Raw genomic sequence first — 16,161 nt, 5'->3', positions numbered from 1 at the left:
GGCAGTGATTTTTACCCGGCGCAGTCGCAGCGGGGAGAGCAAGTGGTTTTGGTGATATGAGTCAGGTGACGCAGAGGGAATATATTTACAAGCCAAATGGGGAGGTCCCTGAAGGTGAGGGGCTGCCCGAAGGGCTGCGCCGTATAGCCCTGGGCGTTGAATATTGCGGAGCCAAACTGCACGGTTTCCAGAAGCAGAAGTCTGCATCGGAGACTGTCCAGGCTCATCTGGAGCAGGCTTTATCCACTATTGCAGCGGAGGATGTGACCCTGGTTTGTGCCGGGCGTACCGATGCGGGCGTTCATGCTACCAACCAGGTCATTCACTTTGATACCCGAGCGCAGCGCCCGGACCGCGCCTGGGTGCAGGGAGTTAATACCAAGTTGCCGGATTCTGTGCGGGTGCGCTGGGCGCGGGAAATGCCGGCGCAGTTCCATGCACGTTTTTCCGCTCACGCACGCAGTTATCGCTATTTGATTCACAGTGCGCCGACCCGCTCAGCCCACAGCGCCGCTGAGGTAACCTGGACCCAGCACTCACTGGACTTGGAAGCGATGCGTGAGGGAGCCAGCTACTTGATCGGCCGCCACGACTTCACCAGCTACCGTGCTTCTCAGTGCCAGGCCAAGAGCCCGGTGCGTGAAATTACCCGCCTGGATATTGCTCCAGTGGGTCAGCTGGTTGCCTTGGAAATTAGTGCTAACGCATTCCTTCACCATATGGTGCGTAATATCACCGGGGTTTTGATGGCTGTGGGGCGAGGTGAGCGTCCACCAATTTGGGTAAAAGAGGTGCTGGATCAGCGGGACCGCTCCGCCGGAGGCGTGACTGCACCGCCGTTTGGCTTGTATCTCGTTGATGTGCGCTATCCGGATCATTTCCAGCTTCCCCAATGTGAGCCTGGGCCACTGCTGGTGCCACAGCCTTTGGGTGCTTTGCTTTCCAGTTAGACTGCTGAATTTTTCGAGGCTAAAGCAAATCTGGGAGAGGGCGTGCATTTCGCGCCTTCTGACTATCTGCTAGTATCCGTCGTTCCCTCTTTTGATCGGCCAGCCGGCTGAGTCCAGGTTACACGATGCAAGTAAAAATATGCGGCATCACTTGTATAGAAGATGCTCTGATGGCTGTAGATGCGGGTGCCGACGCGTTGGGCCTGGTATTTTATAAGCCGAGCCCGCGCTATATCGATCTTGATATGGCAGCTAAAGTTGCAGCAGCAGTTCCCCCATTTGTCACCCTGACGGGGTTATTTGTCGATGCGGCACAGAGTGAGGTGGACGCTGTACTGGAATCGGTGCCGCTCAACCTGTTGCAATTCCACGGCGATGAAAGAGCCCGTTTCTGCGAACAATTCCGGCGCCCCTATATCAAAGCGTTGCGGATGAAAGATGACCTCGATGTCAAAGCCGCAATGACTGAGCACCCCAAAGCCCGGGGTTTTCTATTGGATGCTTACAGGCCCGGTATCCCCGGTGGCACCGGAGAGACCTTTGATTGGGACAGGGTTCCCCAGGATAGCAGTCGCCCGATCGTTCTTGCCGGTGGCTTGAATCCCGCGAATGTAACTGCAGCAGTAGAAGCTGCGCGCCCACAAGGGGTGGATGTGAGCGGAGGTGTAGAGCGTCAGCCGGGACGCAAGGATCGAGAAAAAGTTTTTGCGTTTGTCAGCGCGGCGAAGAGATAGATTTAGAGGCGTTACCGGAAGTGCCGCCCGCCGGCTTGGCCGGCGCGAGCCAGTAAATACCAGTAGATCGACGCATCTGCGCCAGTATTTTCTGGCGACGTTTGAATAGTTCGGGAAGAACTACGGCTAATAGTATTGAGGCGACACAGGGAAGTGCCGCTTGCCGGCTTGGCCGGCGCGAGCCAGTAAATACCAGCAGATCGACGCATCTGCGCCAGTATTTTCTGGCGACGTTTGAATAGTTCAGGAAGAACTATTCAAACAGTAGGTAAAAAGAAAGTTTTAACCCCACGTGACCCACGGAGTATGAGTGTGAGTAAGCCAGGTGCTATCGATTTTTCCACCTTCCCGGATGCGAGCGGACATTTTGGTCCCTACGGCGGTCGCTTTGTATCGGAGACGCTGATCAGCGCATTGGATGAGCTTCAGGCAATGTATAGCCGCCTGAAAGATGATCCGGATTTTGTCGCTGCCTTTGATCACGATCTGGCGCACTACGTAGGCAGGCCATCGCCGCTGTATCTTGCTGAGCGACTGACTGAGCAGGCGGGCGGTGCGCGAATCTGGCTTAAGAGGGAAGACCTGAACCATACCGGTGCGCACAAGGTAAATAACACGGTGGGCCAGGCACTTCTGGCCAAACACAGCGGTAAGACCCGTGTTATTGCCGAAACCGGCGCTGGTCAACACGGTGTGGCTACGGCAACCGTGGCGGCGCGTCTCGGTTTGCAGTGTACGGTTTATATGGGTGCGGAAGACGTTAAGCGCCAGTCCCCCAACGTATACCGTATGAAGCTGCTGGGGGCAGAAGTGGTGCCGGTGGAATCCGGTTCCAAGACCCTAAAGGACGCCATGAATGAAGCCATGCGCGATTGGGTAACCAATGTCGATAATACTTTCTACATTATAGGCACTGTGGCTGGTCCTCACCCTTATCCGCAATTGGTGCGCGACTTCAACTCTATTATCGGCCGTGAAGCCCGTCGCCAGAGTTTGGAGCGCTTTGGCCAGTTGCCCGATGCGCTGGTGGCCTGCGTCGGTGGTGGTTCCAATGCGATCGGCCTGTTCCACCCGTTCCTGAATGACGCTGAAGTGAAAATGTTTGGTGTCGAAGCCGGCGGTGAAGGCCTGGCTTCCGGTAAGCATGCTGCACCACTGAATGATGGTATTCCCGGTGTTCTGCACGGTAACCGCACCTACCTGATGGAAGATGACGACGGCCAGATTATCGAGACTCACTCGGTTTCTGCGGGGCTCGACTACCCGGGTGTTGGCCCTGAGCACTCTTGGCTGAAAGATATCGGCCGGGTGGAATATGTCACCGCCGATGATGATGAAGCCCTGGATGCCTTCCGTCGACTCACTCGCACTGAGGGCATTTTGCCGGCATTGGAATCCAGCCATGCAGTCGCGTACGCGCTCAAGTTGGCGGCTTCCATGAGCCCTGAGCAGAATGTCCTGGTAAATCTCTCCGGCCGAGGCGATAAGGATATTTTCACCGTTGCCGCTATCGACGGTATCGAGGTGTAGCAATATCACCGCCCGCCTCTGAGGCGGGCAAAATGGGTGAAGATCAAATAATTGAGCTGGCTTTTTGCCAGGAGTAGCTCAGGGAATAAACTGTGACAGAACAAAATAGAATTGATCGCCGCTTTGCCAAGTTGCGCGATGAGGGCCGCAAGGCACTGGTAACTTATATTGTCGCTGGCGATGGCGGCTTGGAAAATACTGTGCCGTTGATGCATCAGTTGGTGGCCAGCGGGGCCGATGTTATTGAACTGGGGGTGCCGTTTTCCGACCCCATGGCAGAGGGCCCGGTAATTCAGAAAGGGCATGAGCGCGCACTGGCCAATGGGGCTTCGCTGCGCAAATGTTTGGCATTGGTGAAAGAATTTCGTCAGTCGGATAGTGACACCCCGGTAATCCTGATGGGCTATGCCAACCCTATTCAGCGTATGGGTGAATTGGAGTTTGCTGAAGCGGCGTCCACTGCGGGTGTCGATGGTGCCCTGACCGTAGATCTGCCAGCTGAAGAGTCCGGTTCCCTGAATGCCTTTTTGGCGGAGCGCAACCTGCGCAATATCTTCCTGCTGACGCCTACCACCACTGAAGAGCGTATTCGTGAAATTACCGATGTTGCCAGTGGCTTTGTTTACTATGTATCCCTGAAAGGGGTTACCGGAGCAGGCCACCTGGATTTGGATTCAGTGCGTGACAATCTGGACCATATTCGCCAGTTTACCGATCTGCCCTTGTGTGTTGGCTTCGGTATTAAAGATGGTACCTCGGCCCGCCAGGTCAGTGCCCATGGCGACGGTGCTGTAGTCGGTAGCGTGCTGGTGTCGGCAGTAGATGCGGCGGCAGACCTGGAAGCCGCTAAAACGGCGGTTGGAGCTATTGTCAGCGAGATGCGCGAAGCCCTGGATCGCTAAAAGCAGCTATAGGTCTAAGCACAAAGCTGGCCAGAAAGCCAAAAATAGCGGCTGATCTGGCCGGGTTTGTTGTTCAGCTTAGTGTTTTAATTCCTAGCCTGAAACCCACTGGTCGGTAAAATGTGCCGGCCCAAAGAAAGCCTCCGGATTTGGAAACGAGATGAGCTGGTTAGAAAAAATTGTCCCTGCGGTAATTCGCACAGAGCGTCGCACCGGCAGCAGCAAGGTCCCCGAGGGGGTTTGGAAGAAGTGCGTCAAATGCGATGCGATGCTTTATCGCCCGGAGCTGGAACGCAATCTGGATGTGTGCCCCAAGTGCGATCACCACTTTAGAATCGGCGCCCGTCGCCGCCTGGATATCTTCCTCGATGAGGAAGGTCGTGAAGAGCTGGCCACCGATGTGCAGCCGGTTGATCGCCTGAAGTTTAAAGACGTCAAAAAATATAAAGACCGATTGGTACAGGCACAAAAATCGACTGGTGAGAAGGATGCCCTGATCGCCATGCAGGGCAGCCTGAATGGTGCCCCCCTGGTAGCGGTAGCATTTGAGTTCGCTTTCCACGGTGGCTCCATGGGCTATGTGGTCGGCGAGCGCTTTACCCGTGCCGCTCAGCGTGCCTTGGAGCAGCGTATCCCGCTGGTTTGTTTCTCTGCTACCGGGGGTGCCCGGATGCAGGAGGCCCTGATCTCCCTGATGCAGATGGCCAAAACCTCGGCGGTGCTGGAAAAAATGAAGATGGCCGGTGTGCCATATATCTCCATTATGACTGACCCGGTATACGGTGGTGTTTCCGCATCCCTGGCCCTGCTGGGTGATATCAATGCGGCGGAGCCCGGAGCGCGCGCTGGTTTTGCCGGCCCGAATATTATCGAGCAGACCATTCGCCAGAAATTGCCGAAAGGTTTCCAGCGCAGTGAGTTCCTGCTGGAGCACGGCGCAATTGATATGATTATTCCTCGCAAGGAAATGCGCTCTACAGTGTCCCGCATATTGGGTAAACTGACCGGCAACTGATTTCCATTCCCTTGGGGTAATGCTGTGATCAGCTTAATTTCCGCTGATTGCAGCCCCATCATCGATGTTTTCAACTATGCCTTCACTGCAAGATTGGCTCTCCCGCCTGGAGCAGCTACACCCTTCCGAAATTGAATTAGGTCTTGAGCGCGTCGCGTCTGTGGCCGATGCACTGGGTATCCAGAAACCGGCACCGACAGTAATTACTGTGGCGGGCACCAATGGTAAGGGTTCCTGCGTGGCGACTATGGAGGCGCTGCTGTGTAAGGGAGGGCGCTCCGTAGGCGCTTACAGTTCCCCACACCTTCTGCGCTTTAACGAGAGGGTGCGTATCGGGGGTGAAGAGGTTGCCGATAAAGATCTCGTGCTGGCGTTTGAGGCTATCGAGGTTGCTCGCGGTGAGACCAGCCTGACCTATTTTGAATACACCACCCTGGCGGCGCTCTGGTTATTTCAAAGGGCAGGCGTCGAGTTTGCACTTCTGGAAGTTGGCCTGGGTGGACGCCTGGATGCAGTCAACCTGGTGGATGCGGATCTCGCCATTATCACCAGTGTTGCCATTGATCACGAGGACTGGCTTGGCAGTGACCGGGAAATAATCGGCCGTGAAAAAGCCGGTATCCTGCGTGCCGGGGCGCCTTTTGTCTGTGCTGATAGCAATTCCACCCAATCTGTGCTGTCTGCGGCAGAAAAATTATCCAGTTCCAGTTACTTTATAGGTCAGGATTTCTCTCTTAATTTGGGAGAGGGTAAAAAAGAACTTTACCGCTTTGGTAAGTTGGAACTTGTGATCCCCCCGATCAGCTTGCCGCGCCCAAGTATCGCTGCTGGGATTACCGCGCTGGCTCTGCTCAATGTATTGCCCCAGAGTGGGATCGAATCTGCACTGGCTGAAATTGCCCTGCCTGGGCGCTGTCAGCAGGTTCAATGGCAGGGGCGCAACTTGCTGTTGGATGTGGGGCACAATCCGGCAGCGGCGGAACACTTGGCTAAATGGCTTGCAGATCACCCTGTAGATGGTGAGACCCATGCGCTGGTAGCGGCTATGGCCGATAAGGATTTGGTGGGACTCTTCGCGCCTTTGCGTGATGTGGTGGATGCCTGGCACCCCGCAGAGTTACCGGGCAATAGCCGCGCTGCGAGCGGAGAGACCTTGCTGGAAGGTCTGGCCGCAGCAGGTGTTGAGGCAACGAACGCCAATAGTCGCTGTCCAACTGTCGCCGATGGTTTACAACAGCTGCTGCCGACCATTGGTCCACAAGACAGGTTGCTTGTATTTGGTTCCTTCTTTACTGTGGCTGAGGTTCTGCAGCAGATGCGAGACGAAGGTAATGGAGAATTGCGAGGGTAAACCCTCCCGCCGAGGGCGATTGAACGACGGATTTAAGCAGCGCATTGTCGGTGCGTTGGTTTTGGCTGCGCTTGCCGTTATTTTCTTGCCCAGCCTGTTGGACCGGGAGGCCGCAGGCAATATCAGTGAAACCAGCCAGATTCCGGCGGAGCCGGATATACGCCCTATTGAAATTGCCGAGCCGCAACCGGTGGCAGATGCTGTGCCTGCACCGGCGCCGGGTGAGGCTTTCCAGCCGGACTTGCCAGAGAACTTCTCCAACCCGAAGGCTCCAGTAGCTGATGAGGGAGAGGAGCGGTCAGAGGTCGCTAAGAGTGATGAACCGGAGGAAAAACTGGCCGCGCCGAAAAAGGGGGCCTCGCCCCTTGTGGATGCCTATGGCCTGCCTGTGGCCTGGGTGGTTCAAGTGGCTTCCTACCGGGATGAGTCCAATGCGGACAAGCTGCGTTTGCGCCTGATGAACGAGGGCTACAGTGCCTATACTCGGGCAGTGGATACAGACAAGGGTCGCCTGGTGCGGGTCTTTGTTGGGCCAAAGGTCAACAAGGCCGATGCCCATCAGCTGAAAAAAGAACTGGATACCCTTCTGAAAGCCCAGACTCTCGTGCTTCAGTTCAAGGCCTGATCGGGCCTTTGACTTCAGGTTGCCACCATTTCAGCCCGAGGCGGATGGTGGCAACTTGCTGGCAGACTTCCACTTTGCACTTTTATTCGCAATTAACCGATTGCCACTGTGCCAAACGTCCAGGGAAAGCGGTACTACAAGTAATAAATTCCAATCGGTTGGCCTACGGCTTCACGCGCTTAGTCCCTTCAGTTAGAATGCGCGCTCTTCGCGGCAGCAGCCGCCACGCAGGTAGGATTGAATGAATTGGGCTGACTGGATCATTCTGGCTATTGTGGGTATCTCCACGCTTATCGGCCTTAGTCGAGGTTTCATCAAGGAAACCTTGTCTCTGCTTACCTGGATTGCCGCTTTTATCGTCGCCATGATGTTTCGCGACCAGCTGGCGCCAATGCTATCCAACCTCGTCGACACCCCTTCTCTCCAAATGATTGCAGCTTTTGGCATCCTGTTTATCGGCACCTTACTCGCTGGCGCCGGTCTCAACATGGTGCTTTCTGCCTTTGTTGAGGCAACTGGGCTATCCGGTACAGATAGAGTGCTGGGAATGGCGTTTGGCTTGGTGCGGGGAGCCATTGTCGTGATGGCGCTGTTGATCCTGGCCCCGGCATTGGTGCCGGTGGAACAGGACAGCTGGTGGAGTCAGTCTGTTTTGATTCCCCATTTCCTCGAATTTGAGGATAGTGCGCGGGAGCTGGCGGGCTCCGTTAAGGAATTCTTCGTAAAGTTGTTTTAAATAGAGCGCCAAAAGCGCTCTTCTCGAGTCAATAGGGTCAAATATATGTGTGGTATCGTCGGTATCGTCGGTAAGAGTGACGTCAATCTGCAGCTCTATGATGGGCTCACTCTGCTACAGCACAGGGGACAGGATGCCGCCGGTATCGTTACCTGTGACGATGATCGCCTGAACCAGCAGAAAGCCAATGGTCTGGTTCGCGACGTATTCCGCGCGCGCCACATGGAGCGTCTGAAAGGCAATTTTGGTATTGGTCACGTCCGCTACCCCACTGCCGGTAGCTCCGGCCCGGCGCTGGCTCAGCCGTTCTACGTGAACTCTCCCTACGGCATAGCCATGGCTCACAACGGCAACCTCACCAATGTGCACGAGGTGGTCGATGAGATCTTCCAGCAGGACCTGCGCCATATCAATACAGATTCTGATTCGGAAGTTTTGCTGAACGTGTTCGCCCACGAGCTGCACAAGTTGCACAAGCTGCAGCCGAAAGCCGAAGATATCTTCAGTGCGATGCGCTCTGTACACAAGCGCGTGCGCGGCGCCTACGCTTGCGTTGCCCTGATTGTCGGTTACGGTATTGTTGCTTTCCGCGATCCCAACGGAATTCGCCCACTGGTTTACGGCAAGCGTGAAACCGAGAAGGGCACCGAATATATGGTGGCTTCCGAGTCCGTGGCTCTGGACGTACTGGGTTACACCTTGGTGCGCGATGTCGCTCCTGGCGAAGCGCTCTATATCGAGCTGGATGGCACTGTGCACTCCGAGCAGTGTTCAGATAACCCGTCTTTGACTCCCTGTATTTTTGAGCATGTGTACTTTGCCCGTCCTGACTCCATTATGGATGGCGTATCGGTACACAAGGCGCGTTTGCGTCAGGGTGAGCATCTGGCGGACAAAATTCTCAGTATGCGCCCGGATCACGATATCGACGTGGTTATCCCGATCCCGGATTCTGCCCGCACGGCAGGTCAGACGGTAGCCCACCGCTTGGGGGTGAAATTCCGTGAGGGTATGGTGAAGAACCGCTATATCGGTCGGACCTTTATCATGCCCGGTCAAAAGCAGCGCAAGAAGTCGGTTCGCCAGAAGCTCAACGCCATCGAGCTGGAATTCCGTGGCAAGAATGTGTTGCTGGTAGATGACTCCATTGTGCGCGGTACTACCTGTAAGCAGATTATCCAGATGGCCCGCGATGCCGGTGCTGCCAAAGTGTACTTCGCCAGTGCTGCACCAGCGGTAAAATACCCGAATGTCTACGGTATCGATATGCCCTCCGCCACTGAGCTTGTGGCTCACGGTCGCACCACCGAGGAAATCTGTGAGGAGATTGGCGCAGACTGGTTGATCTACCAGGAGCTGGAAGATCTGGTAGTTAGCTCCAGCGGCGGTAAGCAAAAAATTGATCGCTTTGATTGCTCTGTATTCGACGGCAATTACATCACCGGTGATGTGGACGAGGAATACCTGAACGATCTGCACGCTCAGCGCAATGATACGGCCAAGCGTAAAAAGGCCGATGTCAGCGCTCTGTAGTTAACCGCTGAACGGAATCTCTAAATATTCCTGTTCTGATTGGCTGGCGGTAAAAAATCAGTTTTGTGGCCTGCCGATAGTAAAAAAGCGTAAGCGTCCTTTTCTCGCGGCAGAAGAGGGCGCCAGCTCAGATTGTTTCGGTTAAGATGACCGCTTCCAAAAATACTGACCGGGAAGTGGTATATGTTTGAAGACGACGGCTACGCTCTGGAAACCCTGGCGGTGCGCGCCGGCCAGGTTCGCTCACCAGAAGGAGAGCACTCCGAGGCACTCTACCTTACCTCCAGTTATGTTTTCCCCTCCGCTGCGGAAGCTGCCGCGCGTTTTACTGGCGAAAGCTCCGGTAACGTCTATTCCCGCTATACCAATCCCACAGTGCGCACTTTTGAAGAGCGCATCGCTGCTCTCGAAGGCGGTGAAGCTGCGGTAGCTACTGCCAGCGGAATGGCTGCCATTCTCAGTATCTGTATGGCGCTACTGAAAAGTGGCGACCACGTTATCTGTTCCCGCAGTGTTTTCGGCACCACCACGGCTTTATTTGGCCGCTATATGGAAAAGTTCGGCGTGCGGGTGAGCTATGTCGATTTGACCGATATGGATGCCTGGAAGCAGGCCGTAGATGGTTCCACCAAGCTGCTGTTTATGGAGACGCCTTCCAACCCGCTGTGTGAAGTGGCCGATATCCACGCGTTGGCACAGGTCGCCCACAGCGCTGGTGCCATGCTGGTGGTCGACAACTGTTTTTGTACCCCGGCACTGCAGCGACCTCTATCCATGGGCGCCGATATTGTGGTGCACTCCGCAACCAAATTCCTCGACGGCCAGGGCCGGGCCCTGGGCGGTGTTGCCGTTGGTCGCAAGGAAGTAATGGATGAGTTGGTGGTTTTCCTGCGCACTGCCGGACCGAGCATGAGCCCGTTTAATGCCTGGGTATTCCTCAAAGGCCTGGAAACTTTAAAGTTGCGTATGCAGGCGCATTGCACCAATGCACTCGACTTGGCTTGGTGGCTCGATGAGCAGGAGATGGTTGAGAAGGTAAATTACACCGGCTTGCCTAAACACCCCCAACACCGCCTAGCGCGGGAACAGCAAGACGCTTTTGGCGCAGTGCTGAGTTTTACTGTGCGCGGTGGTCGCGAAGCTGCCTGGAAAGTGATCGACAATTGTAAAATCCTCTCCTGCACCGCCAATCTGGGGGATGCGAAAACCACTATCGTGCACCCTGCCACGACAACCCACGGCCGCCTTAGTAATGAAGATAAGGCTCGCGCCGGAATTACCGAAAATTTAATTCGTGTTTCGGTAGGGCTGGAAAATGTTGAGGACCTCAAGCGCGACCTGATGCGTGGATTATCCCAGTTATAAGCGCTGGCGTAAGCGCCCAGCTACCTATGATTATTAGCGGACAGTGAAATACTGTTCGCTGCTACCGGTAGCGTTTGCATTTTGTCGCGCCCCTGCCGGTGTGCAGAAATAGCCCCCTTGAGAAAAATTGAGCAGTAATGGATTTGCCGTGCAAAAAATAGTTTCCGCCATAGTGTCTGATATCGGCAGCGTTTTATTGGGTAAAGAGCGCCAGGTGAAGTTGGCGCTGGCCTGTTTGTTATCAAAAGGCCACTTGTTAATTGAAGACCTACCGGGCATGGGTAAGACCACCTTGGCCCATGCACTCGCACAGGTGCTGGGGTTAACGTATAAGCGGGTACAGTTCACCAGCGATATGTTACCGGCGGATATTCTTGGTGTTTCGATTTTTGATCGGGAGTCCAGCCAATTTCACTTTCACGAGGGACCTGTATTTAGTCAGGTGTTATTGGCGGACGAGATTAATCGCTCATCGCCAAAAACCCAGAGTGCGCTGTTAGAGGCCATGGAAGAGCGCCAAGTGAGTGTCGATGGCGAGACCCGCACACTGCCCCAGCCATTTTTTGTGATTGCCACGCAAAACCCGATGCAACAATCGGGCACCTTTGCATTGCCGGAATCCCAATTGGATCGCTTTCTAATGCGTATCAGTCTCGGCTATCCCACCCGGGAGGCGGAACGAGCTTTGTATTTGGGGGCCGATCCCAGGCAGCAGCTGGCGAAGTTAAAACCCAGAATTGATGTCGCCACACTCGGAAAAATGCAAAACCTGGTTACGCAGGTGAAAACTTCTGACAGCCTGTTGGATTACCTTGAGCGACTGGTTTTGCAAACCCGCCAGAGCCCGGATTGCGCAGTGGGTTTATCACCCCGAGGCGCTTTGGCCCTTTTACGCGCAGCCAAAGCCTGGGCGTTGATTCACAATCGCGGCCATGTTTTGCCGGAGGATATCCAGGCTGTGTTGCCGGCGGTGGCAGGACATCGATTACAGAGCGATGGCAGCAACGGCGAGCAGTTGGTTGAGCGTCTGATGCGCCAAGTGGATGTGATTGCGGCCTGAGTCGATGAGTGTAAGTCACCCCCAACGTCGGAACCCTTCCCGCAATCCGATACACCTACTGGTGGAATATTGGCGCAACCTTATGCAGCGCTGGCTTAGTCGCCGGGCACCGCGGGCCCGAGCGATTACCTTGAACCACAGCCGATTATTTATCCTGCCCACGCGCGCAGGCTTAGGTTTCCTAATAGTGGTGGCATTATTGTGGTTGCTGGGCACCAATTATGAAAACAATCTGGTTTTCGCTCTGACATTTTTGTTGGTCAGCATTTTGGCGGTGCTACCACTACACACCTTTGCCAATTTAAGTGGCGTGCACTTGCGCCTCGTGGATACCCGAGCAGCTTTTGCTGGTGATTTTGCCGAGGCGGAAATTAATGTCAGTTGTGAGGGCAAGCGGGAGCGGGAATGGCTCGAGCTTAGTTGGCCACCGGAGCAGGGCAGTCGCGTGGATTTGTGCGAGCAGAAAAGTGCGGATATTTGTATCTCTATGCCGGTAGTAAAACGTGGGCGAGTGCAGGCACCTCGGTTGAGGGTTGAAAGTCGTTTCCCTCTCGGGTTATTTCGCTGCTGGAGCCGCATTGACCTGGATGTTGAATTTTTGGTTTACCCCCGTCCAATTTCTGCGGGCCCTCTACCGCTAGGAGAGACTGTTGCCGAGGGGGAGTTTGGTGAGGTGAAGCGGGGGGGAGATGGTTTTGCCGCGCTAAAACCCTATCAAGCGGGTGACTCGTTACGCCATGTAGCCTGGAAGCAATACGCGGCCGGACGCGATCTTTACAGCAAGGACTATGAGCGCAAAACTGACACGCGCTTGTGGCTCGACTGGGGTTTACTCGATGGTAGGGATATAGAGATGCGCCTGAGCAATCTCTGTGACTGGACCCTACAAGCGGAAAAGCAAGGCATTGCATACGGTTTGTGCCTGCCTGGCATTTCAATAGAGCCTTCGCTCGGTCCCGAGCATCAGCAGCAGGTCTTGCAGGCATTGGCCCTGTACCCAGGGCGAGGCCAGTGATGATTGCGAATAAGGATTTATTGCCCAGGGAAAGTTTACTGTGGATTTTTGCTGCCCAGTTTGTCGCCCTGTTGCCGCAATTCACAATGCTGCCACTGTGGGTGGCTTTTGCCTGGGCCTTTGCAGTTTATTGGCGCCTGGAAGTTTTTCGCGGGCGCAGGGATTTACCCGGCCGGGCTCTTAAACTGACAGTGATTCTGTTGACGGTGGCGGGACTGGCTCTGTCCTATCGGCGCTTGTTTGCTTTGGAGCCGATGATTGCACTTTTGGCGCTGTCATTCACCCTGAAAAATCTCGAGCTGGTCAGCCGCAGGGATGCCTTTGTCAGTCTGCTGCTGGCCTACTTCGTAGCCGCCACTCTGTTTGTGCAAGAGCAGACCATTCCCTATGCACTTTACGGTTTACTGAGTGTGTTGGTAATTACTGCAGCCCTGGCGGCGCAGCTGGGACACTTTAGTGCGCGCCCGCGCCGGGCTCTGGGGTTATCCCTGCGGTTGGTGGCACAGGCCACGCCGTTGATGGTGTTGTTGTTTTTGGTGATGCCGCGGCTGGGGCCCCTTTGGTCTGTGCCGCAGAATACCTCCGCTGGGCGTACCGGTGTCAGTGATTCGATGGCCCCGGGAGACTTTACTGAGCTTTCCAAATCCAGCAAGCCGACCTTGCGTATCTCCTTTGATGGACCTGTCCCCCCGCCAGAGCAGCGCTACTGGAGGGGCTTGGTGTACTCGGAATTTGATGGGCGTACCTGGCGCCAGGGCTATGGTGTTGACCCTCGAAATGGCGGGCGAGTGTATTGGCGAAGTGGTGAGCAGGTGCTTCCGCAAGTGGGTCCTCGTTATCGCTACCAGGTTATCCAGGAAGCGAGCCGCAGCCCCTGGCTATTCGCTATGGCAAAACCGGCTTCAGAGAGCGCGGGTGTGGGAGAGACAACAGATGATCGCCTGGTAAAACGGACCCCGGTTTTCAACCGCTTTTCTTACCAAGTCAGTTCCTGGCCGAGAGAAACCCTGTCGCTCAGTGCTACTCTCAGCAATGCGGAGCGGCGCAGGAATTTGCAACTTCCCAGTTTCGGCAATAGCCGTACTCGTCAGTGGATGGCTTCCCTGCGGGACCAGGGGCTCAGTGCTGAGGCGGTTTCCTCCCAGCTGCTGTCGCACTTCCACAGTGCTTTCACTTATACCCTGAAGCCTCCAGCACTGGGCGGCGATACTATTGATGAGTTTCTTTTCGATAGCCAGCAGGGCTTCTGCGAGCACTTTGCCGGTAGTTATGTGTTTGCCATGCGCGCAGCGGGGATACCGGCGCGAGTAGTGGCTGGTTACCAGGGCGGTGAGTGGGTCAGTGGAGAAGAGTACTTATTGGTGCGAGAGTACGACGCCCATGCCTGGGCTGAAATTTGGCTCGACGGCCAAGGCTGGCAACGTGTAGACCCCACAGCGGCAGTAGCTCCGGAGCGGGTGCGCGACGGTCTGGAGAGTGCAGCCGGTGAGGAGTTTATGCAGGACTCCCTATTTCCTCTACACCGTATCGGTATTCTCAGCCAGTTGCGCTTACAGTGGGATATGATCAACTACCGTTGGTATCAAACCGTAGTGAGCTTCGATGCCGATCGACAGCAGAATTTGTTACAGCGGCTATTTGGTGATCTGTCTCCAATGCGTATCGCCCTATTACTGGGGGCGCCGATTCTTGTGCTTTTGTTGGGTATCAGTTTATGGGCGGCCCGCTCCGCTGGAGGCCCCAAGTTGGCGCCTGCGGAGAAGCTCTACCAGCGCTTTTGCCGGCGCATGGCCCGCAATGGGGTCCAGCGGCATTCCGGTGAGACTGCAGGATCCTATGCCCGCCGGATTGCCGAGGAAAAACCGGAGATGTCTGGTTATGCCGCAGCAGTGACAGAGGCTTTTGAGTCTGCCGCCTATGGTGGTGATGGCTCTGGGCTGAGAATACTTCGGAAGCTATCAAGCTGGCATTTCTGGTTGCGGCACTCGACAAATTTGACGCCGCACAAGCGTGAGTTGGCAGGTTATTAATCATTGAGTTATTTCGTATTTAGAATGCCAACCCGATTGCAAAGATTTCTGCTGGGCTATAGCGGCACCTCCCTGGCAACCGGGTTGCAGGTGATATTACTGCCCTGGATTGCGCTGACGATCGTGGATCTTCCCGCCCTGCAATTGGGGTGGATTCAGGCATCAGTATTGCTGCCAAACCTGGTATTCCTGTTGTTTGGCGGTGCATTGGCAGATAGGCGAGACCCGGCTCTGGTGTCGGCTCTGGCCTGTTTGGGCCTGGCGCTTTGTCATACCGCATTGTTGTTGTATTTCACCTTCCATGTCCTGAATTTATCCACCTTGATGGTTTACGGAATTTGCCTGGGGGTGTGCAGTGCTTTTTTACAGCCGGCACGGGACAACCTGGTGCAGCGCAGTGCCCGCAACCGCAAGGGGCAGGCCACTGAGCGAGGCGTGCAAAAAACCGTAACCTGGATGATGTTGGCGCAGTACGGCGGCCAGGCAGTGGGTATGCTGCTAGCGAGCCGATTTGACCAGTGGGGCTTGCAGCACTTGCTGGGTGTACAGATTGCCGTTGTGCTAGTGGCTTCATTATTGCTTCTCTCCTTGCGCCAGCCTCTAGAGCGTCAAAAGGCACCAGAGAAGCGACCCCACACCCTGATTCTGGATGGCCTTAGTCAGGCCTGGAAACATCCGGTTTTGCGAGAGCTGACCGCATTGATGGCATTCAATGGCTTTGTGCATATTGGGGTTTTCCTGGTGGTCTTACCGTTACTGGCTGAAGACTACGGTCGCGGTGCTGGTTACTACGCGACCCTGCAGCTGGCATTTATAGCGGGCACGGTGATCGCGACGGTGACCATGTTGAGACGGGGCCAGGGACAGGAGCCTGGGCGGGGAATTTTGATGTGCTTGCTTTACAGCGCTGCACTCTTGATTGCTATCAGCCTGGGGCCCACCAAGTTTGGGCTGATCCTGCTGTGCCTGTGCTGGGGGGCGGTTGCGGCAGCCTCCGCAGGGTTGGGGCGAGGAATTGTACAGTTGCTGGCGCCGGCAGAATATCGCAGTCGCATTATCTCTATTTACCAGTTTGCCCTGTTTGGATCTGCGGCTCTGGGTGCGCTGGCAGCGGGAGTACTGAGTGAGGTAGCGGCGCCTCTGACCACCTTGTTGTGGGCGGGAATCCTGAGTCTGCTGGCTTTTGCGCTGGTTGCCCTGAGCGGCGCCCTGCGGCAGGTGAAAATTACCGATAGTGAGGTATAGGTTGGATTGCCCATCAATGACCAAATCCCATTGAACCACCATATATTTAAGGAGCCGCTGTTGTGGAGGT

General features: G+C 55.3%; 15 protein-coding genes. 14 read left to right on the top strand and 1 reads right to left on the bottom strand.

Annotated features, from left to right (window positions below; all coding sequences use genetic code 11):
• Positions 1 to 56: 56 nt before the first annotated feature.
• Positions 57 to 950: a tRNA pseudouridine(38-40) synthase TruA gene (truA, locus tag ACJJI3_RS09885; protein ID WP_444916532.1), complete on the top strand. Its 894-nt coding sequence runs from the start codon at positions 57 to 59 to the stop codon at positions 948 to 950.
• A 125-nt stretch (positions 951 to 1,075) separates the two neighbouring features.
• Positions 1,076 to 1,684, top strand: coding sequence for a phosphoribosylanthranilate isomerase (locus ACJJI3_RS09880; protein ID WP_444916533.1), 609 nt, complete (start codon positions 1,076 to 1,078; stop codon positions 1,682 to 1,684).
• 11 nt (positions 1,685 to 1,695) lie between these two features.
• Here the strand turns inward: ACJJI3_RS09880 and ACJJI3_RS09875 are convergent, their stop codons facing one another.
• A complete protein-coding gene (locus ACJJI3_RS09875) occupies positions 1,696 to 1,893 on the bottom strand; it encodes a hypothetical protein (RefSeq protein WP_444916534.1) in 198 nt (65 codons plus the stop codon).
• A gap of 97 nt (positions 1,894 to 1,990) precedes the next feature.
• Here ACJJI3_RS09875 and trpB point away from each other — a divergent pair, with 97 nt between their 5' ends.
• The 12 genes from trpB (at position 1,991) to ACJJI3_RS09815 (ending at position 16,091) form a co-directional block, all read left to right on the top strand.
• The gene (trpB, locus tag ACJJI3_RS09870; RefSeq protein WP_108732438.1) at positions 1,991 to 3,214 is read left to right on the top strand and encodes a tryptophan synthase subunit beta; all 1,224 of its coding nucleotides are present in this window, start codon (positions 1,991 to 1,993) and stop codon (positions 3,212 to 3,214) included.
• A 92-nt stretch (positions 3,215 to 3,306) separates the two neighbouring features.
• A complete protein-coding gene (gene trpA, locus ACJJI3_RS09865) occupies positions 3,307 to 4,116 on the top strand; it encodes a tryptophan synthase subunit alpha (protein ID WP_413664953.1) in 810 nt (269 codons plus the stop codon).
• A 160-nt stretch (positions 4,117 to 4,276) separates the two neighbouring features.
• Positions 4,277 to 5,131: an acetyl-CoA carboxylase, carboxyltransferase subunit beta gene (accD, locus tag ACJJI3_RS09860; protein WP_282931874.1), complete on the top strand. Its 855-nt coding sequence runs from the start codon at positions 4,277 to 4,279 to the stop codon at positions 5,129 to 5,131.
• Positions 5,132 to 5,207: 76 nt separating this feature from the next.
• Positions 5,208 to 6,482: a bifunctional tetrahydrofolate synthase/dihydrofolate synthase gene (gene folC / locus ACJJI3_RS09855; RefSeq protein WP_444942305.1), complete on the top strand. Its 1,275-nt coding sequence runs from the start codon at positions 5,208 to 5,210 to the stop codon at positions 6,480 to 6,482.
• The gene (locus tag ACJJI3_RS09850) at positions 6,463 to 7,107 is read left to right on the top strand and encodes an SPOR domain-containing protein (protein WP_444942304.1); all 645 of its coding nucleotides are present in this window, start codon (positions 6,463 to 6,465) and stop codon (positions 7,105 to 7,107) included. Before folC ends, ACJJI3_RS09850 begins: the two co-directional genes overlap by 20 nt.
• A 241-nt stretch (positions 7,108 to 7,348) precedes the next feature.
• Positions 7,349 to 7,843 carry a CvpA family protein gene (locus tag ACJJI3_RS09845; protein WP_282931877.1) on the top strand — a complete coding sequence of 165 codons (495 nt, stop codon included), beginning with the start codon at positions 7,349 to 7,351 and terminating at the stop codon, positions 7,841 to 7,843.
• 45 nt (positions 7,844 to 7,888) lie between these two features.
• Positions 7,889 to 9,376 (top strand): amidophosphoribosyltransferase, encoded by a 1,488-nt coding sequence (gene purF, locus ACJJI3_RS09840; protein WP_444916537.1) that lies wholly within the window; start codon positions 7,889 to 7,891, stop codon positions 9,374 to 9,376.
• Positions 9,377 to 9,559: 183 nt separating this feature from the next.
• Complete coding sequence (locus ACJJI3_RS09835; RefSeq protein WP_444942303.1) at positions 9,560 to 10,741, top strand: O-succinylhomoserine sulfhydrylase; 1,182 nt, start codon at positions 9,560 to 9,562, stop codon at positions 10,739 to 10,741.
• Between the two features lie 148 nt (positions 10,742 to 10,889).
• Positions 10,890 to 11,801: an AAA family ATPase gene (locus ACJJI3_RS09830; protein WP_444942302.1), complete on the top strand. Its 912-nt coding sequence runs from the start codon at positions 10,890 to 10,892 to the stop codon at positions 11,799 to 11,801.
• Between the two features lie 82 nt (positions 11,802 to 11,883).
• Complete coding sequence (locus ACJJI3_RS09825; RefSeq protein ID WP_444942301.1) at positions 11,884 to 12,816, top strand: DUF58 domain-containing protein; 933 nt, start codon at positions 11,884 to 11,886, stop codon at positions 12,814 to 12,816.
• Entirely contained in the window at positions 12,816 to 14,846 is a 2,031-nt protein-coding gene (locus tag ACJJI3_RS09820) for a transglutaminase TgpA family protein (protein ID WP_444942552.1), read from the top strand. Before ACJJI3_RS09825 ends, ACJJI3_RS09820 begins: the two co-directional genes overlap by 1 nt.
• Before the next feature lie 36 nt (positions 14,847 to 14,882).
• A complete protein-coding gene (locus ACJJI3_RS09815) occupies positions 14,883 to 16,091 on the top strand; it encodes an MFS transporter (protein WP_444942300.1) in 1,209 nt (402 codons plus the stop codon).
• Positions 16,092 to 16,161 lie beyond the last annotated feature (70 nt).

The sequence above is a fragment of the Microbulbifer maximicatervae (SeqCode) genome, assembly GCF_052466985.1.
The sequence above is the reverse complement of the archived record's forward strand: the minus strand, read 5'-3'. Positions and strand labels throughout refer to the sequence as shown.